This is a genomic window from Paenibacillus sp. N119s (genome assembly GCF_059447605.1).
This window is the reverse complement of record NZ_JCAJRU010000002.1, coordinates 1-26,912: the sequence shown is the minus strand read 5'-3', so window position 1 is coordinate 26,912 and position 26,912 is coordinate 1. Positions and strand designations below refer to the sequence as shown.

Below are 26,912 nucleotides of genomic sequence, written 5' to 3'. Positions count from 1 at the left end.
TCATCAAATCCCACAGCAAATTACTAACCCGTAGTTGAATTGTGCTGGTTTTTCTCTTTACGAAAGCGGGTAAATTCAATATACTCAAGTATAAAATCTCTTTCCGCCTCACTTAGTGATTCCCCTTGGCAATTCAATTGCCCTGAAGCTTCAAAAAAATAAGGGTCTTGCGACTCCTTTAGCACCTTACCCTGCACGTCTCGACCCAGCATAATCCAATCCAGACTGGCATCAAAAAACGAAGCGATTTCAATGAGTTTATTCGTGCCCGGTGTCGTTTTTCCTCTTTTCCAATCTCCAAAGTTTCCAGTACTAATGCCTAACTGCTGACAAAACGCCTTTTTCGTCATCCCTCGTTCCTTAATGAGCTCCTCAATGCGTTGGTAAATAGATTGCATAGAAGTCCCTTCCTCCCTAGCAGGCTCTCAAATAACGATATCATGTCCCCTGTTCCTAATTCAAAGATCACGTGTGCTAAAATTACCGAATTATGTATGTTGGCTTTCATTATACCACAATATGCAACAAAAACCGCCCGTTTTCCGAAGAAAGGGCGGTTTTTAAGTCAGTTCGCTCATGCTAATCATGTAGTAGCGTTATCGATTTTAAGTAGAATCTGCTTCAATTCGTTCAACGTTTCACTCAAGTGCAACAAATCTTCTTCTGGAAGATACACCAGTCGCTCTTGAATTTTATTGGAGAAAGTATGAAATACCTGTTCACAAAATGCGTCGCCTTCTTCTGTAATAGCTACGTTCACAACTCTACGATCCGAGTCACACGATTGGCGGTCAGCCAGCCCATGCTCCACCAGCTTATCCAGCAGAGGAGTCATGTTGGGACGTGAGACGTTAAGTTGTTTGGACAAATCTGATACCGTAGACGAACGCACTTCACGCAGAAGCATTAACACCTGAAAGTTATTAGGTGACAAATGCAAAGGAAGATCAAGCGGACCGTAGGTGAAAAATTTCTTCTTCACAATCGGAAACAAGCCCAAAATATTTTCTGATATATTTCCTAACAGTTGAGTGTCCATATTTTTCACCGTCACTTCATAAGTTTATATATTTATTATTCTATAACATTATGGCGTCATATTATACTATGGAATCATTATTTCATCATAATCATTGTTTAATTCCATCAATGCACAAATAAAAAAAGCCTCTAACGCGAGAGACTTTTCCGTTTATTCCATTGATGCGGTCGAGAGGACTCGAACCTCCACGAGCATACGCTCACTACCCCCTCAAGATAGCGTGTCTGCCATTCCACCACGACCGCATAACAAAATATAAATGGTGAGCCATGAAGGACTCGAACCTTCGACACCCTGATTAAAAGTCAGGTGCTCTACCAACTGAGCTAATGGCTCATGCTGTTCATCCAAGCTGTCCGCCACTAGACTAGACCTCAGGAATTTCCCTTAAGCATGCAACATGTAGTCTGTAAAGACAACAATGACCCGTAGGGGATTCGAACCCCTGTTACCTCCGTGAAAGGGAGGTGTCTTAACCCCTTGACCAACGGGCCTTATGATATACACCAACTTGACGACAAGAAAGAGTATATCAAATAAAATAGTAAATGACAATACTTATTTTTATAAATTTAAAAAAAACTATTTTTTTATAATTAAAAAAATGCATATTCACTTACACTTCCTTATCTTCAATTCTCTATTTCTTAAAAAATCACCATAATCGATTGCAATATCACTTACATTTACTTATAATCACTTACGAGATACCGAAATTATTATATATTAGAGGAGCTTTCTATGTATCAGGAAGAACGAATGTTAAAAATCTTGGAGTACTTACAGCTTCACAAGCGCATTTCGGTGGATGATATTTGTGAAATTTTTAATGTTTCACGGGATACTGCCCGTCGAGACCTGGTAAAGCTTGAGGAGCATCAAAAAATTATTCGCACCCGCGGCGGCGCTCTTCTTCCTAAACTGCATCACGATCCAATTGGAAACTATAACGAAAGACTACTAACTGTATCAGAGGAAAAACAAGTCATCGGACAACTGGCTGCCAGCATGATACGAGATAGGGATCGTATTATATTGGATTCCTCGACCACCGTACAGGCATGTGCAGAAAGACTGAATGTGCGCGAATGTTCGGTCATCACCAATTCAATTAATCAGGCTGACGTGCTATCTAGAAAGGACGGTGTCTCCATTCATCTGTTGGGAGGCCACCTGCAAAAAGAACACCGGTATGTATATGGCTCGGCCGTAATCGCCACTTTGTCTCGCTATTTTGTAGACAAAGCTTTTATCGGCATTGGAGGTATATCCGCTCACGGACTAAGCCTGATTCATGAAGAAGACGGTATGCTGAAGCATCAGATGATGAAACAGGCAGATCAAGTGATCGTCCTTGCGGATCATTCGAAATTCGGAATCAATTTTCCGTATCGTTTTGCGGATTTGTCTGAAATAAATATCGTGATCACCGATCGTTTGCCAGAACCAGCAATGCTGGAAATCTTGCAACATCATGATATTGAAGTGGTTGTCCCCTCGTAGCATTGAAGTTAATTCCTCTTACTAGATTCAAAATATATAACTGAGAGATCAAAAGACAGGAGCTGGAGAGAAATGAAACTGTTCGCGATTGATATGGATGGAACACTGCTGAACGAGGAAGGAAAAATAAGCAAAGCGAACGCTGAGGCCATTCGCAAGGCGCAGCAGCAAGGTGTCCAAGTGACGATTGCCACCGGCAGAGCCGCTTATGATGCCTGGACGAAACTAGAGGAAGCAGAGCTTGTCACTCCTGTCATTGGAGCAAACGGCGCCACTGTACATGATGTGCATCGTCGCCAGTTAACCTCTACTCCCATGGGCCGGAGCGAAACATTTGAAGTGCTGAGCTGGCTTGAGGATAACAACTTCTATTATGAGGTCATGACAGACCGGGCCATTTATTCTCCACAAAAGGGACATCAGCTACTTGCTGTTGAAATGGACCGCTTGCTGAGTACCAACCCGGATATTTCGCTGGATACTTTATTACATGCAGCTGAAAAGCAATATGAACAGACCGGGCATACCCGCATCGCTTCATATGAGCAGATTCCACTGGATGTAGAGATATATAACGTGCTCTGCTTCTCCTTTGATCATGCCAAATTGGAACGAGGGCGTGAACGTTACCGGGATGTTCAGGGCCTGAACATGGTCATCTCTTCAGACCATAACTTTGAAGTCGAGCACAAGGATGCTTCTAAAGGTAATGCATTGCGTTATCTCGCGAATCATCTGGGCATCCCCATGGAGGAAGCGGTAGCGATCGGAGACAGCTATAACGATATTTCCATGCTAACGATGGCTGGGAGAGGTATCGCCATGGGCAATGCAAAAGACGATATAAAGGCAGTCTGCACCGACGTTACCCTGACCAATGTAGAAGATGGCGTTGCCCATGCTCTGCTGAATCTACTCAAAACCGTCGAGGCTGACGCCGTGAAATAGAAGGGATTCGTTGCGTACTGCGTACAACTCAGACTAACGCTGCTTCATGCTGTACGCAACACGTCCGTCTTACATATAGCAAATTCTTAAAAACAGATCTAGACGAAAAAGACGCTCGTAAGCATCACATCATGCATACGAGCGTCTTTATTCTGCTTATAAACACCCAACGGAGAGAGAGGGATTCGAACCCTCGCACCGCTTACGCAGTCTAACCCCTTAGCAGAGGGTCCCCTTATAGCCACTTGGGTATCTCTCCATGGCTCCCCGAACAGGACTCGAACCTGTGACAACTCGATTAACAGTCGAGTGCTCTACCAACTGAGCTATCAGGGAACATTACTGTAAATTATCATACAGTATGGTTAATTTACCATGAATCAGGGGGTTTCGTCAAGTGCCAACAAACGAAGTTTACCTCCACATTTTCCACAGCGATATCGCTGTGGGTTCATTTTACGCTTGCGCATATACTCATGTTGACAGGAAACGCACACCAGCTTGTAGCGATAAGGCTGAGGCTTTCTTCCCATTCTTCCCGGCAGAGTCTGACAATGCCTGCTCCCCCCTACACGGGCCAGCCATGCTTTGAAATCAGCATCGCGATGCTTATAACCCATTCCGCGCAGATGCAGATGATAATGGCACAGCTCATGCTTTATTATTTTTTCCACCTCAGAACGTCCATAAGCTGCAAGTTGATGTGGATTAATTTCAATATGATGACTTTTCATAAAATATCGACCGCCTGTAGAAGACAGACGTGCGTTAAAGGTGGCTTGATGTTGAAACGGCACGCCGAAGCTCTCCAGCGAGATGCGCTCTACCCATGCTTGAAGTTCTTCATTACTCATGCAAAGTTTCATTGAATTGCCCAGAGACTTGGACTCCATCCTTATGGCGTACCTCCTTTGCTTCATACTGACAAGCATATTATAAAATAACGGCCGAAGTCTAACCCTGATTCACAAGCACACTTTAGGTATCCACCCCATATGCTAAACATACAGAAGTAACGCAGAGGAGGGGATCGGCTTGCCTCAATGGCTCAGCAACCAGCTCATGCGGGCCTTTTACAAAAAGGACCGACGCCAAATTAAACTGTTAAACGATTGTTGGTTTTTTTATCATAAAGCACCTGGTATAGAATTTGATGCCAACAACGGGTAAAAGCAGAAAATCATCCCAAATGGAAAGCCGGAATCTCCAAACATGGTTCGGAGATTCCGGCTTTTTTTATACCTTCATAAAAGGCTATACAGCTTTATTTAAACCACTATGCCTGTGACTGCACATCTGCGGGAGGTTTCATGGTCAGACCTACCCTGCCTTTTTTCAAATCAACATTCAACACCCACACGGTTACGTTATCACCGACAGATACAACATCCATCGGATGCTTTACGAATCCACTGCGCAGCTGTGAAATATGAACCAACCCGTCACTTTTAATACCGATATCAACAAACGCGCCGAAATCTATGACATTGCGGACAGTTCCCTGAAGTTCCATGCCTGGTGCCAGATCCTCGATCTTCAACACATCCTTGCGGAATACAGGCAATGGCAGCTCGTCGCGCGGGTCACGTCCCGGCCGCTGGAGGCTGTCCAAAATATCCCGCAATGTTGGCACACCCACTTCCAGCTTCGCTGCCAACTGCTCAATATTGGACACATTCAGCGCTTCTGTTGCAGCTTTCGAACCCAGATCATGAGCACTGATGCCCAGTTCCGCCAGCAGGCGGTCTACGACAGCATACGACTCAGGGTGGATCGGCGTGCGATCCAGAGGATTCTCGCCACCCGGTATACGGATAAAACCAATGGATTGCTCGTAGGTTTTTGCACCAAGCCGCGGCACCTTCTGCAACTGACGGCGGTTGCTGAATTTTCCGTTCTCCTCACGGTACTTAACGATATTTTTAGCAATTGTCGCGTTGATCCCTGCCACGTAAGACAACAGCGCCGAGGAAGCTGTGTTCACATCTACGCCGACGTGGTTAACAGCCGATTCTACAACGTCCTTCAAACTTTCATCCAGATGTTTCTGCGACACATCGTGCTGGTATTGACCTACACCAATGGCCTTCGGCTCAATCTTAACCAACTCAGCCAACGGGTCCTGCACACGACGTGCGATAGACGCCGCACTGCGCTCAGCCACGTCCAAATCGGGAAATTCCTCCTGTGCCAGCTTGGAGGCAGAGTATACGCTCGCACCTGCCTCATTAACGATCAGATATGCGAGACTGCTGTCGCCAATATCCGCGATAACTTCGGCTACGAATTGCTCCGTCTCACGCGATGCGGTTCCGTTACCAATGACAATCAACTCGATACCATATTTGGCAATCAGCTGCTTGAACGTTTCGGCAGCCTCACGCTTCTTGTTGTTTGGTGGTGTCGGATACGTTACAGCCACTTCCAGCAGCTTGCCTGTGTCATCGACAACCGCCAGCTTGCAGCCTGTCCGATAGGCCGGATCGACTCCAAGCACACGACGCCCCTTGATCGGAGCCTGAAGCAACAGGCTGCGCAAATTGCCTGCAAAGATAGAGATGGCTTGTTGCTCGCCCTTCTCTGTCATTTCAGCGCGCACTTCACGTTCAATAGACGGCGCGATGAGTCTTTTGTATGCATCCTCAATGACACTGCGTAGCAGGTCCTCTACGACGGACGATCCTTTAATCACTTGACCCGCCACATAATTATAAATCGAATCCGGCGCTACCTCCAGACCAACCTTAAGAATACCTTCCCGCTCCCCGCGATTAATCGCCAGAATACGGTGGGGTGGCATTTTTTTAGCCAGCTCACGATAGCTGTAGTAGTTTTCATACACAGACTCTTGCTCGCTGTCCTTTGCTTCAGAGGTCAACATCCCATGATCCAGTGTATATCGGCGTACCCATTGGCGAATCGTCGCATCATCGGCTATATTTTCAGCCAAAATATCCAAGGCACCCTGGATGGCGGCCTCAGGGGTTTCAACTCCCAGCTCAGCATTTACATAGGCTTCAGCTTCTTTCAAAGCATCACCCTGCTTCGGCTGTCCCCATATCCAGATGGACAACGGCTCCAAACCCCGTTCCTTGGCCACACTGGCGCGCGTCTTGCGCTTTTGCCGATATGGACGGTACAGGTCCTCCACTTCCTGAAGTTTAACCGCAGAGGTGATAGCAGCTTGCAGCTCTTCTGTCAGCTTACCCTGTTCATCAATAATGCGGATGACCTCTACCTTACGATCCTCCAGATTACGCAAATACAGCACGCGATCTTCAATTTCACGCAGCTGATTTTCATCCAGCTCTCCTGTCATTTCCTTACGATAACGTGCGATAAAAGGAATGGTATTTCCTTCATCCAATAAACTTATCGTTGTCCGGATTTGCTTGAGTGCCAGCGACAGCTCACTCGCCACTTGTTTGACAATCCGTTCTTGGCGTTCTGCTTCGTTCGGCTCCTGCCCAATTTCCGTCTTTGTTTCCTCGTTAGACAAACCTATCCCTTCTTCCTCACAGCTCTTGTCATACATCATATCTTTTATTATCACAAAAAATGATTCAAAGCGCCAGCGGGTAGCGTAAAAGCAAGCCCTACCTATATTTTTCTTCGGACATGCAAAAGGACAGCGCTAATGCGCTGTCCTTTTCCCGTTTCACTCGTCGTTCCATCATACTAAAAATCAATCAAACCGAGACTGATTTGTAGTGAATCGCTCACTTTGCGCATGGTTTCTTCATCCAAATGGGTGATTTTGTCGGTAAGCCTTTGCTTGTCGATCGTCCGGATCTGCTCCAGAAGAACAACAGAATCACGATCAAAGCCATGCGTCGCCGCGTCGATCTCCACGTGTGTAGGCAGCTTTGCCTTCTGAATCTGTGCAGTGATAGCTGCTACGATCACAGTAGGACTAAACCGGTTGCCGATATCATTTTGAATGATCAGCACAGGTCTGACGCCACCTTGCTCGGAACCGACTACGGGTGAAAGGTCTGCAAAAAAAACGTCGCCGCGCTTTACGATCAATATGGATTACACCCCGCTAACTGTACGGCCCAAGGTGCTGTTTGCATCTTCCTCCGCGTGAAAGGCTTCGGATGCCATGGTCAAGTTAATTTTAGCCATCTCCATGTATCCACGCTGCATAGCTTCACGAATGTAACGTTTTTTACGTTCACTTACATAAAGCTTCATTGCCTGCCTGATAAATTCACTGCGGTTGGAATTTTCCATAGCTACGATCCCGTCCACTTCCTGCAAGAGATGATCTGGCAAACTGATCATTATTCTTTTGGTGTTCTGCAAATTGGCCAACTTCTCTTCCACCCCCAAAACCTTGTCGCCATTGTACCATTATAACGTTATTCCCGGTAATTTATTCAAACGGAATATAAAAGAATGTATATGATATTCGTATATCATCTATGCTGCATTCCATTATAAACTACGCAGTTCGTTTTCGTACAGGCGTTTGATCCCCGAAATACAAGTGTCAGCGGAGCCTAATGCGTCTTTTGACAGTTATAGCGCTCTTTTCTTTCCTTTGTACATATTTCGGGACGTTATACGAAAACTCCTGCTTTTATCCGGTAATTTGCGTTATGAAATTAATTCCAGCGGGTTGGAAGAAGTGAGTTCACCCGAACGACAGGAACATGATTTCGCATGTAAACACGCGGTACCCTGTCTGCGATCATGCAGATCACCTCGTAGTGGATCGTACCAAGCTTGGATGCCAGCTCGTCCGCCGCAATCATTTCGCCGGACTGCTGGCCGATGAGAACAACCTCTTCGCCGGTTTGAATTTCTTCCGCATCCTCTGCGAAAGATTGTAAGGATACCATACACTGGTCCATGCAGATCGTACCGAGTACAGGGACGCGACGACCGCGTATCAACACTTCGACCTTCCCACTTAGCATGCGGGAGTATCCATCCGCATAACCGATTGGCAGTGTGCCGATCCGCTCTTCACTAGAGGTTACATACCGGGTGCCATAACTAACTCCCCAGCCGGGAGGAAGCGTCTTGGTATAAACCACTGCTGTCTTTAAAGACAATACAGGCAACAGTTTAATGACTTGCCGGTTAACCTCATCAGATGGGTACAGACCGTATATACTGATGCCAATCCGCACCATATTGGGGGAAAGGGAAGGGGTATCAATGGTGGCCGCGCTGTTGCCCGTATGTATAATGGGAAAAGTAATACCTTGTTCCCTTAGCGCATCCGCCACGCCCCGAAACCGATCATATTGCAGCAGTGTATAGCCTTTATCTTCTTCATCCGCGCGGGCAAAATGGGTGTACATGCCTTCCAGCACCACTTGCTCTAATTCGCGAGCCTGCCGAACAAAAGCGACAGCCGCTTCTCCAGGCAGCAAACCGAGCCTTCCCATCCCGCTGTCTATTTTGATGTGCACCTTCAGCTTGCGTTCGCTTCCTTGACGGTCCAATCTGCGAATACCCTCCAGCACTTCCTCACTAAACACAGTTAATGAGATATCATGCTCCCAAGCTGTTTGGACAGCTTCAGGCGAAGTATAGCCGAGTACAAGGATCGGCAGTTCAATCCCCGCATGACGAAGCTCCAGAGCCTCATCCAGAAAAGCGACGCTCAAATAATCCGCACCAAGGCGTTCCATTTCCTTTGAAATTTCTACGGCACCGTGTCCGTAGGCATTAGCCTTGACACAGACCAGCATCAGCTTATCCGCAGGCAATACCTTGCGAAAGGCTTCATAGTTGGCGCCAAGGTGATCCAGGTTGATTTCGGCCCGGGTCGATCTGTATTGTGCTTGCAAAATCCAGTCACCTTCTTCAATTGTTAGCCTGTAACGTAACCTTTTACCATTTGGTTGTAGCAAAATCCTTGCTTCCAAAGGTTAATGGTAATGTTCAAAGACTTGGCTGTCAATGGCAGGGAGCTTTGCCAGCCTCCTCTACCATATCTACAATAGAACAGGATATACAAGCGATGCACATCTTAGACTGCGAATGAACAAAAGACGGATACGGGCGGCAGCAGAGCATTGTACACTCTAGACCGTCTGCATCCGTCTATAAAATTTTATTTACCCGATTGATCCTGTATAGAAGCGGCAATTTGTATCATTTCGCTCACAGGCAGGTCAGCACTGGTGATTCTGAACTCTATGCCATCATTCATCCAGGTCATCGTCTGCTGCTCGCTTCCTGTCAAAACAGCAAAGCTTCCTCCAATATCAACCAGTTCACCTGCGGAAAGTGCGACCGCCCGATCTTTGGGACGCGCCTCCACAATGGTATAGTTATACGTTCCGCTATAACGCAGCATCACCGCATGTGTGCCATTATCCTCCAGCTCAGGTGTATCCTTGATCTGTACTCCGGCTGGCGTATAGGACGGTTCGATCAAGCCAAATTCACCCATCACAGCTTCTGCGGCATCCGTTCCCGCTGACGTTCCGGTTGCAGCGTCCACTGAGCCTGGTGCTGGCTGCTGCGCCTCTCCATTAGCTGCTGCTTCCGGCTTGGACGTATCGCCTGTGGCTGTACCGTCACTCTTCGCTTCACCAGAAGGCTGCTGGACATCGCCCCCTGCGGTTCCCTGCTCTTGTCTGGCTTCACTGGATGTCACGCCAGTCGCTCCTTCTAACGCACCAGAGGCATCAAGCGGACCGCTGGAATCCACTGCCCCTGAAGATGGCGCTCCCTCGCTACCTGCACTCGTTTTTCCTGAAGCCATATTCCGTTCCATATCAAAGGAATCCTTGTCAAACTTCGTATCAAAAGCGAACTGATCAAATTTCAGATCGACAACCACCTTGGCATTTGCATCAGATACCTGTACCTGAGTAGGGGCATAGTTGTTTTTGGACAGCCATATCTTTTGTCTGACCAGCGCATGGCTGTTGTAGTTCGCCGCCACATCAAACACATAGGACTTATCATCGGTAGCCAGCTGACGAGAGGCATCACCGATAATGCTGCGAACCAGCGTTTCATATAAATATACCTGACCTTGATTGTTTGGCCAGTCGCTTTTGAATCGGAAACTCTTGTTCAGGCTGGGTGTCAGCACAAAAACACCCTCATCATTACGAAGCACAATTTGCGTAACGTCCTTTTTCTCGTTCGTCATGGCAATGCGGTAATAGGACGGCTTGCGATAGGATATATCCACCTTGTATTCCTGCGGCGTGTCGCCGGTATGCAGCGTCATCACAGCTGTACCGTGGTAGCTGTTCAGGTCGCTCACCACGTCACTCAAATCTTTAACCACATCGTCTGCGCTCTTCTTGCCGCACCCGGCCAGCAGCAACGTTACACACATGACCATGGCAAGCATCCATGAAATCCGGCGCATGTCATCAACCCCTTCAGCACATGTTTTAAATGAATTAGTACATGTCTATGAAGGACTTGTTCGATTTATGCAGACTGGCATGACAAGCTTGAGCGCATCTTTGTACAAGGCTATAAAATCTTTTGGAGACTGATCATAAATTCATACAGGAAGTAAACCGAAAAACCAATCAAAACCACACCAGCACAGATCGTAACCCATTTGATGGCGGTTCGGTTCATGGCTTTTCGTGTTGTCGCTACAAGGGTCATCAAGCCTAAATCATGGATAAGAATACCAAACAAAATACCTAAGCCAACAATCAGGAATTGACTTGTATTTGATCGATCAAATGAACTTGCCAGCACAGTCCCAAAAACACTCACCCAGAACACTAAATTCCCTGGTGAAATAGCGACAAGCAGCCCATTTTTATAGGAAGAAAATAATGATTTCGTCTTTTTTTCTCCTTCTAGCGCAATATCATGATCCGCATTTTTAATGCTGTCGTACCCTACATAGCACAAAAATACAGCTCCGATGAGCCACATGATCACCTGTACAATAGGTAAGGATAGGACCGAGGCCAGACCAAAATATAAACCAATGATTAATAACAAATCGACGGTCATTCCCCCAAGCCCCACAATCCATCCATGTATAAATCCATTCTTTAGCCCTTGCTTCGTCATTTCAACCGTAATGGTACCTATAGGTAACGCTATAGAGAAACCTAGTAAAACATATGTAATAAACAATGCCATTTCAAAACCCCTTTCAAATGTATAAAACTGATATTCTATACCATAAAAAATGACAAATCAATAACATGTTAAAGAACGTATGGACGAAAACCACTTAAGGCTCATTTTGTACAAAATCGGATCCATGGACCAAGTTTGTCTATTGAGCATTGAGGGATCAGCGCTTATTATTACCTTTGTGATAATAATTCTCATTCGCAATATTATGAATCATTGGGTTTCCCATTGATTTAGAAAAGACTTTGGCTCTACAACCAGACCTAATCATTACTGCCGATACGGACGAAAAACAATATGCAGCGTTAACAAAAATCGCACCTACCATTATGTTCGATACCTTTGCGCCATTAAATAAGCGTTTGATACATCTCGGAGATATTTTGAACAAGAAAGAAACTGCTGAAGACACGCTCTAGCCCAATATAAAATCAAGGAAGCAGAGATGTGGAGCAAACTTCATGCGAAAGGTGTGAAATCGGGTGAAACAGCTTCGGTCTTTACCTACTATCCAGGGGATCGTTTGTTCGTCATGGCGCGGACAGGCCTGTCACAAATACTGTATGAAAAAAATGGTCTCAAACCTACTCCTCTTATTCAGCAAGCGCTGGACGAGAACAAAGGATTCGTGCAAATATCGCAGGAGGTGATTGGACAATACGCGGGAGATCGGATTTTCATACTGAACATTCCAAGCTCAGAAGCCCGCCAATCTACCGAACAGTTAATGAAAAGCAAGCTGTGGCTCCAGCTGCCTGCCGTCCAACAGGGACATGTGTACATGCAGGACATTGGTAAAACCGAAAGTGATGCTTCTACCCGAAAATGGCTGTTGGAGGAACTGCCCAAGCTCATAAAATAAGTCCGAAGAAGCTTATCGACATTTGTTGATAGGCTTCTTTTTTGTTGAACTTAAAGGAGGTATACTTATGCATATATGATAACCATTCTCAATAAAGGGAGCATTACACCGTGAACCCGTCCCCGTCGTCTGAATATTCACCCTTTTCCAGCTCGCTGCTTTTTCATTTTAAGCAAATTGTGCTGGCTAGTGAGCTTAACGATAGACTACAATTTCGTCCACATTCAGATCACTGTCTGCTCATGTTCATCGGTGGAACAGGTATGGTGAGTATTGGACCAGAGCAGTATGTCTTCCACCCAGGTCATGGGTACTGGTTAACTCCTGGGGAATCCTATCGCATCGCCTCCTTGGTTGGAACTGTACCTGAATACTACAAAATCACATTCCAGGTGATCGCTATGCCGTTAGAGACACCATCAGACATGACCTTGGCTGAAAACGTAACGGGCATGCCATCCCTATATCTTGGCTCTGTCCTGCCAGAACCACGTGAATACATTGTCTCCTCTTCCTCCAAGCCTGTTCAGTTGGCCGAAGAGTTATTTTATAGCGCCCAACCAACGAGCCAGCCGCATCATCAAACTTCTGCATTACGTCAGCAAATCATGTTTTAAAAGCTTCTTTTGCTATGGCAGGAAGCACACGCCCATGTCGAGCATAACAAAGGCGCTAATTCGGTATTACCCGCATCGGTGGAAAGCACCCTTACATATATGGAAAAACACTACGAAAAGCCCATTACCGTCAAGCAGCTTGCCGAACAGGCGAACGTTTCTATATGGCAATACTCCCAGTTGTTTCGCAAAATAACAGGCAAAAAGCCGCTGCATTACCTCACTGAGCTGCGCTTGAACCATGCCAAGCGGCTGCTGCTGGAATGCAAACGGCCTTTGCGTGAAATTGCCCGTCAGGTGGGTTTCTCTGACGAATATTATTTTAATCGGCGTTTTAGACAAATGACGGGGATTCCGCCGGGTAAATATGCGCTTTCCGCTGCTGGTTCAGTGTACGTTAAGGATTGGACAGGCCACCATATTCATATCCCACGCCGAGCGAGCCGCATCATCTATCATGGTGAAACGATGGGCGATCTGCTCGCGTTAGGAGCCACAGCCATTGGAGGAAGTCTGCGGCTCAGTGAATACAGCGTCTATAAGCATCGGCTTGGGAACGTAACTGACGTGGGACTTCCGCTGGATACTGGCGTGACCAGCGCTCTCAATCCTGATCTGATTATCATCGCCAACTCAGATGAACAGGAATATGAGCGCATTGCAAGCATCGCGCCCACCGTCACCTTCAACTCCTTTGCCGCCCTGGAGGAACGGCTGCGTACACTTGGCGCCTGGCTCGATAAGGAACGCGAAGCCGAACGCTGGTTAGCTGCCTTCGCCGCTCGTAATCTAGCGATGTGGCAGCAGCTTAGTACGCATATTACAGCCGGAGAAACCGCCTCTGTCTTTATCTTCGATCATGGGGATCGGCTTTTTGTCATGGGCATGTCCGGATTCTCATCGGCCCTCTACCATCCGCACGGCTTCCAGCCTGTCGAGTCAATCCAAAAGATACTTGACGCAGGACTAGGCTTCGCAGAAATTGACCCGAACGAATTGCCTGATTACGCTGGCGACCGTATTTTTATGCTTGTCCCTACAGCGCCAGATTCCAAACATGCGCTGGAATGCATGCTCAACAGCCCTCTCTGGCACAGCCTACCTGCTGTGCGTCAAGGCCGAGTATATTTCGTAGAAGCAGACCGTTGGAACTGGAGCGATGCCATGACTCGGCAAAAGCTGCTCACTGCCCTGCCCAAACTGCTCGTTCATTGATGCCAAAATGCTGCTATTTTCTAGTAAAATGCTACATGAGTCCTTGGATACTCCCATCTGCCTCCAGAGACATATGTTCAGCTGCTGGAGATTTGGGCAGTCCTGGCATCGTCATGGTATTGCCTGTTTCCACAACTACAAAACCTGCGCCTGCGGACAATGATACGCTGGACACGTGAATGGTGAAGCCTTCCGGTGCACCTAGCAAGGAAGGTTGATCTGAGAAAGAATAGGGTGTTTTGGCCATACATACAGGCAGTTGTCCAAAACCAAGCTGCTCCATACCAGCCAACGCCCGTCTAGCCGCAGGCGCGTAAGCTACCTCTGCCGCACCGTAAAGCTCCTTGGCAATGACGCTAATTTTCGCTTGCAAATCAAGCGTATGATCATATAGCGGTGCAAAATGGGCTTTCTCCTTCTGAAGTAAGTTCAGCAGGCTTTGGGCCAACTTTTCTCCCCCTTGGCTTCCCTGCGCCCATACTTGTGAAAGCTCTGCGGGTACACCCAGCTTGCGGCATTCCGAGAAAATCAAATCCAGTTCCGCTTTGCTGTCTGTTACAAAATGGTTAATCGCCACCAATACAGGCACACCAAACTTTTGCAAATTCCGTACATGCCGGCTCATATTGGCTAATCCGAGTTGTAATTGCTTCAGATTTTCTGCGTCCAGCTCATGTTTAGCTACCCCGCCGTTATATTTCAGCGCTTTGGCAGTTACGACCAGCACAGCCGCATCTGGCTGCAAGCCGGACTGACGGCACTTGATGTCAAAAAACTTTTCCGCTCCCAGTTCAGCCCCGAACCCTGCCTCTGTGACGACCACCTCTCCCAGCTTCAATGCCAGCTTTGTACCGATCAGACTGCTGCATCCATGGGCAATGTTAGCAAAAGGTCCACCATGCACAATAACCGGAGTTCCGTCCAGCGTCTGCACCAGATTAGGCTTTAAGGCTTCCCGAAGCAGCACAGCCATACCTTCCACTGCGTGCAGCTCCTCTGCTGTTACCGCCTCACCGGCTTCGTTATATCCAATCACCATCCGACCCAACCGTACTTTAAGATCGTCCATATTTTCACTTAAGCATAGCACCGCCATGACTTCCGAGGCCGAGGTAATCAGAAAGCCGCTTTCTCTCACCGCTCCATTCCCCGCACCCAATCCGGTTACAATACTTCGCAGGCTCCGATCATTCATATCGACAGCCCGTTTCCACACAATTCGTTCTGGCTTCAGCCGCAAAGCATTTCCATGGAACAAATGGTTATCAATCATCGCTGCCAGCAAATTATGTGCTGCCGAAATCGCATGTATATCACCTGTAAAATGCAGATTAATGTCTTCCGCCGGAACAATCTGGGCCTTTCCTCCCCCGGTTGCTCCTCCTTTCATCCCAAAGCAAGGCCCAAGAGACGGCTCCCGCAGGGCTGCCACGGTTTTATGCCCCATCGCATTTAGTGCTTGGGACAGCCCGATGGTTGTCAGCGTTTTTCCTTCCCCAGCCGGAGTGGGATTCATCGCCGTCACCAGCACCAGCTTTCCATTCGGGCGATCCTTCAACTGTTCCCACAAAGATGGATTCAGCTTCGCTTTGTATTTGCCATACGTCTCCAGATGCTCTTCTTCAATTCCTGCTTCTTTGGCAACTTCAACAATCCTCTTCATCCTTCGTTATGTACCCCCTGTATTATAAGTCCGACTGATGGTGTAAATCCTTTATCATTTTATTCTATCAGAGTGTACCGTTTATTGCGCTATGATTCATTTCATCGCAAGCGTTTCATCCTTAGCAAACTCTCAACTACTCTCTACTTTATAATGCTTTTCTAGCAGTTCCTTAAAAACATCAATCGGGTACTTATATTGATCCGTTTTGAACACAATTCGGTTATTCCACTGGTTCTTTTCCAGCTCGCATCCATGCTCCATGTCGAGTTCCTTCATAATAAATATAATCTCATCTAAGGTTACCATCACACTATGTCTATTTGTCGTAGTTGCCAGCATCTGCTCGCCTTCCTGTATATATGCCTCTACAATTTGTTCATCGAACCCTTCGCTGATCATTAATTCCTTCAAGGCTTGTACAAAAAGAGCCGGCAGATTCTTGTACTGCGATTTTTTAATTCCAAACAGCGTGACACTTAAGCGGGATATATCATGCATAAACACAATATTTTTTCTCCGATTCAGTAAAAACAAACCGGCATGCCAGCTATTCAAAGGCGGATAAATATCAACGTGAAGTGGTTCAGTCTCCCACTCCTTTAGCAGTTTTTGTGTTCCCCGTATAACAAACATCATTGCTCTCCTTTATTGACGGTCCTATACCGTAATGCGTAATTCATGATTCGACATACCTGCTCTCCGCATAAGACATGTCTTATATATCATAACACCGGATTTCTAAAAGCCGCCTGTAAACTCTTTCAGAATAATATAGGGAGCAGAATATGAATATTAAATATATTACATGTTGTGTTAGGAGTGTCCATGACTGCTCCAATGATTTTATTCGTTGTCATAACCAAAAAAAATGATGAACGCCTTCTTTTTGAAGACGTTCATCTTTATGTTCATATAGAGATTTCCTCAAAATAGGTGGGGTCATGGATTATAATTTTTTTACCTGAAACTGTAATAATGTGATCTTTCTTCAACTGGTTTAACACACCGCTAACCGTTTCCCGAGACGTTCCGGATATTTTAGAAATTTCGATTGTGGTCAGTGGACACGAAATCACAATCTCTTCCCCATTTTGTTCCCCTAAATCCTGCCTTAAATAATTAATTGACTGTATTACCCGATCTTGCGCATTCGGGATTGTAATATGTTGTATACGATGTTCATGGAGTTTTAAAATTAAAGAAAACTGCTGAACAACAAATATTAATTGTTTTTGATTGGCCTTTAACATATCTTCAAAAATCGCTGTAGGAATATAATATACATCTACATCTGTCAGTGCTTCTGCTGAGTAATTGTATCTTTTATCTGTAAACATGCCGCCATAAGGAAAAATTGAGTATCGTTTTACATAGTCCTCATATAGCAAGTTCCCACTTTGATTTACCCGCTCTACCTTTACAAAGCCATCTAACAAAAGGTAAATTCGTTCCCTTGAATCCCCTTCCAGAAATAAAAATTGGCCCTTCTTATAAGTTCGCCAATAGACAAACTCTGTTAAGCTTTGTAGTTTTTTTTCTGACAATTCAGCAAATAAATCAAACTCTTTTAAATTTTCGATCACATTCCGTTTATTCATAAATCCACCTCTGTTATCTTTAAGCTATAAAGGATCAACGAAACAAGCAGGCCGAATTCGGGAGCAAAAGTCATCCCAAACTCGACCAATGGGTTTAAAAATCCGGATTTTTAAAAGTTATTTATTCATGAACAGGCCCCTCTTCTTTGGAAATAAGCGTACCTGCTTTTCCTTCCAATGCTTCATATACCTTCTCTAAAGAAGTAATAATGGCTTTTCGTGCTGAATTTGGTTTAACAAAATGAATAGCAGCTTCAATTTTTGGAAGCATACTTCCCTCTGCAAAATGTTGTTCCTTTATATATTGTTCTAATTCATCCACAGTTACAGACTCTAATCTTTTTTGATTAGGCTTGTTAAAATTCACATACACATAATCAACTGCAGTTAAAATGACAAGTGTATCGGCATCTACTAATTCGGCTAATTTCTGAGCAGCGAAGTCTTTATCAATAACTGCTTCAGTTCCTGTTAATCCTTCTTTAGACTGAATTACCGGTATTCCGCCACCTCCAACAGCAATGACGATATTCCCATCCTTCACTAAAGAATCAATCACTTTATATTCAAGAATGCTTACAGGTGCTGGTGACGGTACCACTCGTCTCCATCCTCTTCCCGCATCTTCTTTGAATACTGCTTTGGTTTCCTTCATCAATCTTCTTGCTTCGTCCTCTGTATAAAAAGGCCCTATTGGTTTTGTGGGATTATTAAATGCTCCATCGTTTTCATCAACAACCATTCTTGTTACGATTGTTACCACATCTTTAGTTATGCTCTGTTTTCTCAATACCTTTGCAATCGCATTTCCCATCCAATAGCCAATCATTCCTTGACTCATCGCACCACAAGTATCCAACGGCATGGCGGGGGTTTCCTCCGATTCCGCCGCTTTTTGCTGTAATAAAATATTTCCTACTTGCGGACCATTCCCATGGACAATGATGACATCTACATCACTTTGTATTATTTTCACAAGTTGTTCTGCTGTTTGTTCTAATGCTTCTTGTTGTGCCTTTGCCGTAGCATCACCGGATTGTATAGCATTTCCACCTAGGGCCACTACCATTTTTCTACGTGCCATATTTCGACCTCCAATTATATTTATTTCCAAATATACTAAATCGTTATATTTCCCGTCATTAATTCATAGATTGTGAAAACTGCTAAAGCAGCAATAGCAAGAGATAAGATCAGTTCCACCCGGGTCAATATTCGCTTGGGGTGATCTTGCTTTTGCAGCTTATAATAGATGAGGATGCCTGGAGCATATAAGGTCATGGCTAACAACAAGTAATCCAATCCAGCGGCATAAACTAACCAAATTCCATAAATGCTCGCAACGATACCAATGACAGTATTGATGGTTCGGTCTTTTTCTTTTGACTGCAAGCTATACTTCAATTGATAAAACGCTGAAAACACATAAGGAATTAAAATAGCGGAGGATGCCAGAGAAAACGCAAAATGATATGCTTGATCCGAAATAATGAAGGTTAATAAAAAAAGTTGAATTAAACCATTCGTAATCCATAATGAATTTACAGGGGCCTTATTTTTATTCTCTTTCGCAAACCATTTTGGAAAAAGTCCATCTTTAGAAGATAAATATGGAATCTCAGAGGCAAGTAAAGTCCACCCTAGCCAAGCGCCTGAGGCGGAAATAACCAAACCTAGGTTAATAAATGTAGCGCCCCATTTTCCAACAACACTTTCAAACAAATAGGCCATGGCTGGATTTTTTAAATTAGCGATATCTGCTTGCCGCATAAGCCCGAGAGATAATACTGTAATCAATACGTAAATAATAAGTGTCCCTATCAATCCAATGACTGTCGCTTTCCCGACATCACTTTTATTTTTTGCACGTCCAGATAGAACAACTGCCCCTTCAACCCCAGTAAATACCCAGAGAGTTACAAGCATGGTGCTTTTAACTTGGCTGCCTACCGCCCCCCAATCAAATGTACCGCCTTGTCCCCAAAATCCGTCTACGAATATATTGATTTGAAAAGCAAAGATCCCCACAATAATAAACACAAACACGGGAACTAATTTCGCGATTGTAGTTACTAAGTTTACAAGCGCCGCCGATTGTACGCCTCGTAAAATCAGCAAGTGAACACACCAGAGCATTATGCTCGCTCCAATAATCGACGCTATCTTTTGTCCTCCATCAAAAATTGAAAAAAAATAGCCTAATGAGCTAAATAATAGAGTTGCGTAAGCTACATTACCGAGCCATGCGGCAACCCAGTATCCCCACGCACTATTAAAGCCCATAAAATTACCGAATCCAGCTTTTGCGTAACTAAAAATACCGCCTTCCAAATCCGGTCTTTTTCGAGTTAAATTCTGAAAAGATAATCCAAGTGCAATCATTCCGATTCCTGTGATCATCCACCCGATAATAATAGCTCCCGGGCCGGCTCCTTTGGCCATGTCACTGGCCAAGTTAAATGCTCCACCACCGATCATCGAACCGACAACAAGGGCTGTTAAAGTAAATAGTCCTAGTTTCTTTTCTTCACCCACTACTCTCGCCTCTCTCTTTTGGATAGTGATAGGGAAGAGAGATTAAGAAGGCATAGTAAACTCCCTCTTTACTCCATATTTCCTAAAGTAGCTGCTAAAACCGCTTTAATGGTATGCAATCTATTTTCAGCTTGCTCGAATACTTTTGAATGCTTGCTGCGGAATACCTCATCGGTTACTTCCATTTCTCTCAATCCATGTTTTTCATAAATTTCTTTTCCATACATGGTTTCGAGATCATGGAATGCAGGCAAACAATGTAAAAAAATAACATCATCATTCCCTGTTTTTTTAATCATTTGCATATTTACCTGGTAAGATGAAAGCAGCTCAATACGTTCCGCAAATTTATCTTCTTCCCCCATAGATACCCAGACATCTGTGTAGATTACATCTGCACCTGCAACAGCCTCATCAATACTGCTGGTTACCATGACCCGGTCACTAAACTTTTGCGCCAAATAAATGACTTCCTGTGCAGGCCATAATGATTTTGGCGCACAAATCCGAACCTCCATTCCAACGATTGAACCACCAACTAATAAACTGTTCGCAATATTGTTTCGGCCATCGCCAACATAAACGAGCTTTACATTTCGCAAATGCCCTATATGTTCTTGGATGGTCAATAAATCCGCGAGTGTTTGGGTTGGATGCCACATATCCGTTAGACCATTCCACACTGGTACACCCGAATTCTCAGCTAAAGATCTCACTGTTTTATGAGCAAAGCCGCGGAACTCAATTCCGTCAAACATGCGGCCCAACACTTTTGCCGTATCTTCTACGGATTCTTTTTTACCGAGCTGAATATCCCCTTTACCTAAATATTCAGGATGCGCGCCTAAATCTGTACAAGCTACTGTAAATGCACACCGTGTACGAGTAGAAGTTTTTTCAAATAAAAGAGCTATATTTTTTCCTTCCAAATAACGATGGGGAATGCCGTTTTTCTTTTTCGCTTTTAAATCTGCTGCTAAATCGAGAAAATACAACAATTCCTCTTCTGTAAAGTCGATCTCCGCAAGAAAACTTTTTCCTTGTAAGCTTGAAATCGTTTCTCCCATATTTATCCCTACTTTCTCTATGATTTAAATATCTTTTCGAACGATGGGCATACTCATACATCGTGGTCCCCCGCGGCCACGGGATAATTCTGAGCTCAATATTTCGATTACCTCAATACCGTGTTCACGCAATAAAGCATTGGATACATAGTTACGGTCATACGTAACAACTACTCCTGGGGCAATGGCTAATGTATTGGACCCGTCATTCCATTGTTCACGAGCAGAGGCTATTACATCTCCTCCTCCGCAAGGAATAAGAACCAAATCCTTTAAGCCCAAAACCTCTTTTAGAGATTCCATTAAAGAGGTATGATGGGTAATTTTTAGTGTCTTCTCATCTGGACCTTTCTCTAAAACATAAATATTCATATTTCCTTGCGGTCCTTGGATCGCTGGATGAATTGTAAATTTATCATAATCAACCATCGTAAATACGGTATCTAAATGCATAAATGCCCTGCACTTTGGAATCTCAATGGCTAGTATTCTTTTGAATTTTTTTTGACGGCCAAATAGATTTAGGGCTAAACGTTCAATGGCTTTAGCTGAGGTACGGGCTGATACACCAATAGCAATGGTTTCTTCATTTAAAATGAGCTCATCGCCGCCTTCGATTGGAAACTCATAATTGCGGTCCAGCCAAATCGGCACATGATGACTAGTAAATATCGGATGGTGTTTAATGACATACTCTATAAACAATGATTCACGTCTTCGTGCCGTTTCTCTCATTTTATTAATCGTTAATCCATCCCCAATCACTGCTGCAGGGTCGCGGGTAAAATATAGATTGGGCATTGGAACTAAATGAAATGGAGAATGATCTTGCATAAATTCATGCAGTTGCACTTTCTTACTCGTTCCAATTTCATTCTTCCGGACACCACTCATTATTTTTTGAATTAAATCTTCATTGGAGAAGGAAAGTAAATACTCTTTTAAAATTCGATGTGAAACATTTCCCTCCGCCCTTCCTTCTTCTAGCATTTGGTCAACAAATTCTTCTCTCAGTTTTTCATCCACTAATGCCTCTGCCGCAAGTTGTTCCAAATAAAGAACTTCAATTCCTCGATTGCGTAAAGTTTGGGCAAAATAATCATGTTCTTTTTGAATCACCGGCAAATAGGGAATATCGTCAAATAATAACGGCTGTAAATAATCCGGTGTTAAATTTTCCAATTCTTGTCCCGGACGTTTCAATAAAACCGTTTGTAATTCCCCAATCTCCGAAGCAACATGCAATGGATGCTCCATTTGTCGTACCTCCTTTTTTGATTTTTGATGTTTACAAGTGCATCATACATGGTCCATGCTTCCCGTCTCGTGCAAATGCCAACACTTCTATTGTGAAATATTTCACAATTTTACTTTTAGATTCATAAAAACCTGTATTTTTATAAACCCGCTGATTTGCGAAATCTATTCCATATTATGATTGAATTAAGTCTTTCTTCTGAACGCGATGGTGGTTGATAGTGACGTGACACCCTGGCAATCCCGGGAGTTTTAATTATTCTGGGATAATGTTGTGGAAATCCCCTTCACCGCTCTATATAATTCAGTTACAGTTCGTCACACGAGCTAATCTAAAAAATAGGGGTGTTCCACACCTATGCCACAGCATATTTTACTTATTGAAGACGATCTATCTATTGCTGAAATGCTGCTAAAAGCACTCACCAAGGAGGGCTACAATTTAACCACCGCCTATGACGGGGAAGAAGGGCTTATTGCCTTTGAACGTCATACTTACGACCTGATCCTCGTGGATTTGATGATGCCGAAGGTTGACGGTATGGAGGTAATCCGGCAAATTCGTACCCGCAGCGCCGTGCCAATTCTGATTATGTCGGCTAAGGACAGCGATGTGGATAAGGCGCTTGGACTGGGCTTCGGAGCAGATGATTATGTTGCCAAACCGTTTTCGATGCTAGAGATGACGGCACGTATTCAATCCGCAATCCGCAGATCGACTACCTATGCTCGTCTGCAACAGCAGGAGGAACAGCCGCAAGCACAAGTGTTGACCTATGGAGATTTGCGCATTGATTTTGATCATTTTACAGTCACACGCGATGAAAATGAAATTCAGCTAACAGCCAAAGAATCCGATATTCTGAAGCTGTTTGCATCCAATCCGAACCGGGTATTTACGAAAGCTCAACTATACGGATTTATTTGGAAAGACGATTATATGGGGGATGAGAACGTGATTAATGTCCATATTCGTCGTCTGCGTGAGAAAATTGAAGAAGATCCCTCTCACCCTGTCCACATTAAGACACTGTGGGGCATCGGTTACAAATGGGAGAACGGTTGATATGAACATCGAAAACATTTTCGAATGGATTGTCGTCCTTATGATGTCTGGCGTTATCCTATGGCTGTGGCGAGAACGCATCGCCTATAAGCGCAAAATCAAGAATGTTCGAACCCTACTAGAGCGGATCGTGACCGTGAATCATGCGGAAAAGCTGCTATATGTTACAAGTGACGTTGAATTGCAGCGACTTATGACGGAAATCAACCGGTTACTAGATTTAAATTTGAGGGTATCAGCCGATTACAACCGAAGCCAAATCGCTATGCGAAAAATGATTTCGAATATTTCCCACGATCTTAAGACCCCGCTTACCGTTGTGCTTGGATATGCCGAGATGCTGGATGGCGATCCGGATATGCTGCCGGAAGAACGTATAAAGCTGCTATCCAGAATTCATCAAAAGACCAGTGAAGCGATTGAGTTGATCGGAAGCTTTTTTAACTTGGCGAAGCTGGAAGCTAACGATACTGACATTCCACTGACTCGACTAGAAATAGGAGAACTGTGCAGACGCAGCATTTTGGAGTTTTATGATCTGCTGACGGCTCAGGGGTTTACAGTACATATTGATATCCCGGAGCATCCCATACATGCCTTGGGGAACGAAGGAGCCATTGGGCGGGTGCTGAGCAATCTCATTTCGAATGCCATTCGCTACGGTGCAGAAGGTCGAACGCTAGGCCTGAGGCTGTTAGAACAGCAGGATACGGTGCGTATAGAGGTGTGGGATCGCGGAAAAGGCATACAGGAGCCGGAGCAGGATAAGGTTTTTGAACGTATGTACACACTTGAGGATTCGCGTAATAAGACGATTCAGGGCAGTGGACTAGGCCTTACGATTGCCAAGCGCCTGGTTGAATGCATGAACGGAGAGATGCAATTAACCAGCAAACCCTATGAGCAGACCGTCTTCTCCTTTATCTTGAAGAAGATCAACTATTAAGCAAATTGCTCAACTTAATAAATTTGTAAGAATTACGAAAGAAAAATGAACATTTCGCCCTTTATTCTTGAAATATCAACAGCATACGAAGGGAGAACACCCATGACTTACATAGTACGTACACATCAGCTGACCAAAGCCATGAAGGGCAATGAAATTATAGCAGGGGTCAATATGAATGTGCGCAAGGGGGAAACCTATGGCTTTCTCGGTCCCAATGGAGCGGGCAAGACAACCATGATGAAAATGATTACTAATCTGCTCAAGCCGACCTCGGGGGAGATTGAATTGTTCGGTGAAAAGCTAACGCCACAGTCTTATCATCTGCTCGGACGGATGGGTTCGATTATTGAATATCCGATTTTTTATGACAGGCTGACGGCTCAGCAAAATCTCGAGCTTCATTGTGAATACATGGGCTATTATAATAAGCAGGCTGTCCGGGATGCACTGGAATTAGTGAACTTGCGGAATGCGGGTGACAAGCCTGTAAAAGACTTTTCACTAGGAATGAAGCAGCGTCTCGGGATTGCCCGAGCCATTGCGACCAAGCCGGAGCTACTCATTTTGGATGAACCGATTAATGGTCTAGACCCGGTAGGAATCAAGGAAATTCGGCAGTTATTCCATATGCTATGCAAGGAATATGGGATGACGCTGCTTGTGTCCAGTCATATTTTAGCGGAAATTGAGCAGATTGCGGATACGATAGGGGTAATTAATCACGGACGGCTGATCGAGGAAGTTTCGATGGAACAGGTACGGGATGCCAATACGGAATATATCGAATTTACGACCAACGATTGTAAAAAGGCAGCCTACGTCCTCTCCCATCACCTGAGTCTGAATAATATAAGGGTGCTTAATGAACAGAGTATACGTATTTACGATACTAGTGTACCGCAGAAGCAAATTACGAAAACGCTCATTTTAAATGATGTAGAGGTCGATTCCATTCATCAGAAAAGCAGTACGCTGGAAGACTACTTTTTACGTCTGTTACATGGAGGGGATCACCATGCTTAAATTGATGCAATTGGAGATGAAAAAGCTTCATCTAGCGGGTTATATCCGTTCAGCGCTGATCGCTAACGCCTGCATTCTAGGGTTACTTAGTACTATTGGGCTGGACAGCCACATTGAAGGAGTACCCGAATTTAGACAGTACGCTCAGCTTCTCGATCTCATGGACAATATGGTGAGGGCCACGTTTATTGTATTTGCCTCCGTCCTGCTATGCCGTTTTATCGTAGGAGAATTCAAATCCAAATCGATTACAATCTTGTTCATGTATCCGATTCACCGTCAAAAGCTAATGATCGCCAAGCTCTTGATTGTACTGCTGTTTACGTTCTTGTCTATTGTAATATCGGAAATCATCATTACGGCTGCGATTCATTTGCTCAACCAGTTTGTCATAATTGTACCGGATAAGCTTACTTTTTCCATACTAGCCGACCAATCAGCGCGCACGCTAATCAATGCCGTTGCCGCCAGTTTTATGGGATTGGTTCCACTGTATATGGGAATGCGAAGATACTCTGTACCCACGACTATTGTGACCTCGATTCTGATTGTAGCATTGCTTTTCTCCAATAATAACGGTGCTACCCTTAGCTCCATTGCTCCCGTGCAAATCAGCTTTTCTATGCTGGGAATGCTTGTGGCTTATGCCGCCATCCGGCGCATTGAGTATAAGGATATTGCCTAGTAATAATATACACACATTTTTCACTGGACTTCATTCTAAAACAGGTATATCCTATAGGAGAAATTAAAAAACGGAATAAGGATCTTCGGGGTAGGGTGAGATTCCCAACCGGCGGTATGGCTCATGGAGCTAAGCCCGCGACTCTGTATCTGGCAACAAGATACGGACTGATTTGGTGAGATGCCAAAGCCGACGGTAAAGTCCGGATGGAAGAAGATCGAAGTAGGAACATGCCGCAAATTCGATGAATACTGCATTATGGTTGTGCAGTGACTTCATTTAACTTGCATAAAGCGGCAAGTTTATTTGATCAACCCCCGTCTTGCATGGCTTCGCCATGGACGGGGGTTTTTGTGCCACCGGTCCTGTATTCGCAAGGAGCTAAATAGAATGAGTCAATCATCAACTGTACTATCATCCAAAGGTTTTGATCGCAGCTCCCACATGAAAAGCGGTTTTTGGCTAGTCGCAATTGGAGCGGCCTTGTGGGGCGCAGATCCGCTGTTTCGTATTATTTTGCTAAAATCATTCACCTCAGCACAAATCGTACTGATGGAGCATGTACTGCTCTTTATCGCTCTGACACCGATGCTGTGGAAGCATCGCGAGGAGCTCAAAACGATCCGCTTTCGTCAAGTTATCGCTATTTTATTTGTCTCGTGGGGCGGCTCGGCACTAGCCAGTGTGATTTTCACCATGGCACTCAGCAACGGTGATCTGAATGCAGTTCTTTTGCTCCAGAAGCTTCAGCCTTTGGTCGCTATTATTCTGGCCCGCGTGATATTGAA

At 44.7% G+C, this 26,912-nt stretch carries 26 protein-coding genes, 5 tRNA genes, 1 pseudogene and 1 riboswitch; of the genes and pseudogenes, 11 read left to right on the top strand and 21 right to left on the bottom strand.

The window, feature by feature from the left end:
* Positions 1 to 23 precede the first annotated feature (23 nt).
* The 5 genes from AC5V8P_RS00680 to AC5V8P_RS00660 form a co-directional block, all read right to left on the bottom strand.
* A complete protein-coding gene (locus AC5V8P_RS00680; protein WP_063207999.1) occupies positions 24 to 398 on the bottom strand; it encodes a helix-turn-helix domain-containing protein in 375 nt (124 codons plus the stop codon).
* Positions 399 to 583: 185 nt separating this feature from the next.
* Positions 584 to 1,039 (bottom strand): MarR family winged helix-turn-helix transcriptional regulator, encoded by a 456-nt coding sequence (locus tag AC5V8P_RS00675; protein ID WP_063207997.1) that lies wholly within the window; start codon positions 1,037 to 1,039, stop codon positions 584 to 586.
* A gap of 165 nt (positions 1,040 to 1,204) precedes the next feature.
* Positions 1,205 to 1,287, bottom strand: a tRNA-Leu gene (locus tag AC5V8P_RS00670).
* Between the two features lie 15 nt (positions 1,288 to 1,302).
* Positions 1,303 to 1,378: transfer RNA gene (locus tag AC5V8P_RS00665), tRNA-Lys, on the bottom strand.
* 86 nt (positions 1,379 to 1,464) lie between these two features.
* Positions 1,465 to 1,536 (bottom strand) — tRNA-Glu (locus AC5V8P_RS00660).
* Positions 1,537 to 1,783: 247 nt separating this feature from the next.
* Here AC5V8P_RS00660 and AC5V8P_RS00655 point away from each other — a divergent pair.
* Complete coding sequence (locus tag AC5V8P_RS00655; protein ID WP_064795403.1) at positions 1,784 to 2,545, top strand: DeoR/GlpR family DNA-binding transcription regulator; 762 nt, start codon at positions 1,784 to 1,786, stop codon at positions 2,543 to 2,545.
* Between the two features lie 72 nt (positions 2,546 to 2,617).
* Complete coding sequence (locus AC5V8P_RS00650) at positions 2,618 to 3,493, top strand: Cof-type HAD-IIB family hydrolase (protein WP_063207991.1); 876 nt, start codon at positions 2,618 to 2,620, stop codon at positions 3,491 to 3,493.
* A gap of 170 nt (positions 3,494 to 3,663) precedes the next feature.
* Here AC5V8P_RS00650 and AC5V8P_RS00645 read toward each other — a convergent pair.
* The 3 genes from AC5V8P_RS00645 to AC5V8P_RS00635 form a co-directional block, all read right to left on the bottom strand.
* Positions 3,664 to 3,752: transfer RNA gene (locus tag AC5V8P_RS00645), tRNA-Ser, on the bottom strand.
* Position 3,753: 1 nt separating this feature from the next.
* Positions 3,754 to 3,829 (bottom strand) — tRNA-Asn (locus tag AC5V8P_RS00640).
* Between the two features lie 44 nt (positions 3,830 to 3,873).
* Entirely contained in the window at positions 3,874 to 4,386 is a 513-nt protein-coding gene (locus AC5V8P_RS00635; RefSeq protein WP_063207988.1) for a SprT family protein, read from the bottom strand.
* Positions 4,387 to 4,528: 142 nt separating this feature from the next.
* Between AC5V8P_RS00635 and cmpA the strand changes: the two genes are divergently transcribed.
* A complete protein-coding gene (gene cmpA / locus AC5V8P_RS00630; protein ID WP_016821163.1) occupies positions 4,529 to 4,663 on the top strand; it encodes a cortex morphogenetic protein CmpA in 135 nt (44 codons plus the stop codon).
* Positions 4,664 to 4,769: 106 nt separating this feature from the next.
* Here cmpA and AC5V8P_RS00625 read toward each other — a convergent pair whose 3' ends face one another.
* From AC5V8P_RS00625 to AC5V8P_RS00600, 6 genes are all read right to left on the bottom strand, one after another.
* Positions 4,770 to 6,992 carry a Tex family protein gene (locus AC5V8P_RS00625; protein WP_196771800.1) on the bottom strand — a complete coding sequence of 741 codons (2,223 nt, stop codon included), beginning with the start codon at positions 6,990 to 6,992 and terminating at the stop codon, positions 4,770 to 4,772.
* Between the two features lie 179 nt (positions 6,993 to 7,171).
* Positions 7,172 to 7,522: a type II toxin-antitoxin system PemK/MazF family toxin gene (locus tag AC5V8P_RS00620; protein WP_007429335.1), complete on the bottom strand. Its 351-nt coding sequence runs from the start codon at positions 7,520 to 7,522 to the stop codon at positions 7,172 to 7,174.
* Between the two features lie 6 nt (positions 7,523 to 7,528).
* Positions 7,529 to 7,810: a CopG family ribbon-helix-helix protein gene (locus tag AC5V8P_RS00615; RefSeq protein WP_063207982.1), complete on the bottom strand. Its 282-nt coding sequence runs from the start codon at positions 7,808 to 7,810 to the stop codon at positions 7,529 to 7,531.
* 293 nt (positions 7,811 to 8,103) lie between these two features.
* Positions 8,104 to 9,300 carry an alanine racemase gene (gene alr, locus AC5V8P_RS00610; protein ID WP_063207979.1) on the bottom strand — a complete coding sequence of 399 codons (1,197 nt, stop codon included), beginning with the start codon at positions 9,298 to 9,300 and terminating at the stop codon, positions 8,104 to 8,106.
* Between the two features lie 266 nt (positions 9,301 to 9,566).
* Positions 9,567 to 10,844 carry a hypothetical protein gene (locus AC5V8P_RS00605; protein ID WP_063207977.1) on the bottom strand — a complete coding sequence of 426 codons (1,278 nt, stop codon included), beginning with the start codon at positions 10,842 to 10,844 and terminating at the stop codon, positions 9,567 to 9,569.
* A gap of 110 nt (positions 10,845 to 10,954) precedes the next feature.
* Positions 10,955 to 11,587: a LysE family translocator gene (locus tag AC5V8P_RS00600; protein ID WP_063207975.1), complete on the bottom strand. Its 633-nt coding sequence runs from the start codon at positions 11,585 to 11,587 to the stop codon at positions 10,955 to 10,957.
* A 212-nt stretch (positions 11,588 to 11,799) separates the two neighbouring features.
* On the opposite strand from AC5V8P_RS00600, the pseudogene AC5V8P_RS00595 reads away from it, so the two are divergent.
* The 3 genes and pseudogenes from AC5V8P_RS00595 to AC5V8P_RS00585 form a co-directional block, all read left to right on the top strand.
* Positions 11,800 to 12,446: pseudogene (locus AC5V8P_RS00595) on the top strand (ABC transporter substrate-binding protein); the annotation flags it as partial.
* 110 nt (positions 12,447 to 12,556) lie between these two features.
* Positions 12,557 to 13,063 carry an AraC family ligand binding domain-containing protein gene (locus AC5V8P_RS00590; RefSeq protein WP_231116703.1) on the top strand — a complete coding sequence of 169 codons (507 nt, stop codon included), beginning with the start codon at positions 12,557 to 12,559 and terminating at the stop codon, positions 13,061 to 13,063.
* 99 nt (positions 13,064 to 13,162) lie between these two features.
* Positions 13,163 to 14,278: an ABC transporter substrate-binding protein gene (locus AC5V8P_RS00585; protein ID WP_231116705.1), complete on the top strand. Its 1,116-nt coding sequence runs from the start codon at positions 13,163 to 13,165 to the stop codon at positions 14,276 to 14,278.
* A gap of 31 nt (positions 14,279 to 14,309) precedes the next feature.
* On the opposite strand, the gene AC5V8P_RS00580 is transcribed toward AC5V8P_RS00585, so the two are convergent.
* The 7 genes from AC5V8P_RS00580 to arcA all read right to left on the bottom strand — a co-directional run bounded on the left by AC5V8P_RS00580 (position 14,310) and on the right by arcA (position 22,401).
* Positions 14,310 to 15,941: a formate--tetrahydrofolate ligase gene (locus AC5V8P_RS00580; RefSeq protein ID WP_064795404.1), complete on the bottom strand. Its 1,632-nt coding sequence runs from the start codon at positions 15,939 to 15,941 to the stop codon at positions 14,310 to 14,312.
* A 132-nt stretch (positions 15,942 to 16,073) separates the two neighbouring features.
* Positions 16,074 to 16,577, bottom strand: a complete 504-nt coding sequence (locus AC5V8P_RS00575; RefSeq protein WP_064795405.1) for a DUF6933 domain-containing protein — start codon at positions 16,575 to 16,577, stop codon at positions 16,074 to 16,076.
* Between the two features lie 275 nt (positions 16,578 to 16,852).
* Complete coding sequence (locus tag AC5V8P_RS00570; protein WP_063207965.1) at positions 16,853 to 17,542, bottom strand: Crp/Fnr family transcriptional regulator; 690 nt, start codon at positions 17,540 to 17,542, stop codon at positions 16,853 to 16,855.
* A 121-nt stretch (positions 17,543 to 17,663) separates the two neighbouring features.
* Complete coding sequence (gene arcC / locus AC5V8P_RS00565) at positions 17,664 to 18,626, bottom strand: carbamate kinase (protein ID WP_064795406.1); 963 nt, start codon at positions 18,624 to 18,626, stop codon at positions 17,664 to 17,666.
* A gap of 35 nt (positions 18,627 to 18,661) precedes the next feature.
* Positions 18,662 to 20,077 (bottom strand): arginine-ornithine antiporter, encoded by a 1,416-nt coding sequence (gene arcD / locus AC5V8P_RS00560; protein ID WP_064795407.1) that lies wholly within the window; start codon positions 20,075 to 20,077, stop codon positions 18,662 to 18,664.
* A gap of 68 nt (positions 20,078 to 20,145) precedes the next feature.
* Positions 20,146 to 21,144, bottom strand: a complete 999-nt coding sequence (argF, locus tag AC5V8P_RS00555; RefSeq protein ID WP_063207958.1) for an ornithine carbamoyltransferase — start codon at positions 21,142 to 21,144, stop codon at positions 20,146 to 20,148.
* A gap of 24 nt (positions 21,145 to 21,168) precedes the next feature.
* Positions 21,169 to 22,401, bottom strand: a complete 1,233-nt coding sequence (gene arcA, locus AC5V8P_RS00550; RefSeq protein ID WP_064795408.1) for an arginine deiminase — start codon at positions 22,399 to 22,401, stop codon at positions 21,169 to 21,171.
* Positions 22,402 to 22,759: 358 nt separating this feature from the next.
* Between arcA and AC5V8P_RS00545 the strand changes: the two genes are divergently transcribed.
* The 5 genes from AC5V8P_RS00545 to AC5V8P_RS00525 form a co-directional block, all read left to right on the top strand.
* Positions 22,760 to 23,467 (top strand): response regulator transcription factor, encoded by a 708-nt coding sequence (locus AC5V8P_RS00545; protein WP_064795409.1) that lies wholly within the window; start codon positions 22,760 to 22,762, stop codon positions 23,465 to 23,467.
* Position 23,468: 1 nt separating this feature from the next.
* Entirely contained in the window at positions 23,469 to 24,413 is a 945-nt protein-coding gene (locus AC5V8P_RS00540; RefSeq protein ID WP_064795410.1) for a sensor histidine kinase, read from the top strand.
* Positions 24,414 to 24,515: 102 nt separating this feature from the next.
* Positions 24,516 to 25,439, top strand: a complete 924-nt coding sequence (locus AC5V8P_RS00535; RefSeq protein WP_064795411.1) for an ABC transporter ATP-binding protein — start codon at positions 24,516 to 24,518, stop codon at positions 25,437 to 25,439.
* Complete coding sequence (locus AC5V8P_RS00530; RefSeq protein WP_064795412.1) at positions 25,432 to 26,124, top strand: hypothetical protein; 693 nt, start codon at positions 25,432 to 25,434, stop codon at positions 26,122 to 26,124. The genes AC5V8P_RS00535 and AC5V8P_RS00530 overlap by 8 nt, the downstream gene beginning before the upstream one ends.
* A gap of 77 nt (positions 26,125 to 26,201) precedes the next feature.
* Positions 26,202 to 26,346: riboswitch (FMN riboswitch) on the top strand.
* A gap of 168 nt (positions 26,347 to 26,514) precedes the next feature.
* On the top strand, positions 26,515 to 26,912 hold a 398-nt coding region (locus AC5V8P_RS00525; protein ID WP_495473540.1), incomplete at its 3' end, for an EamA family transporter.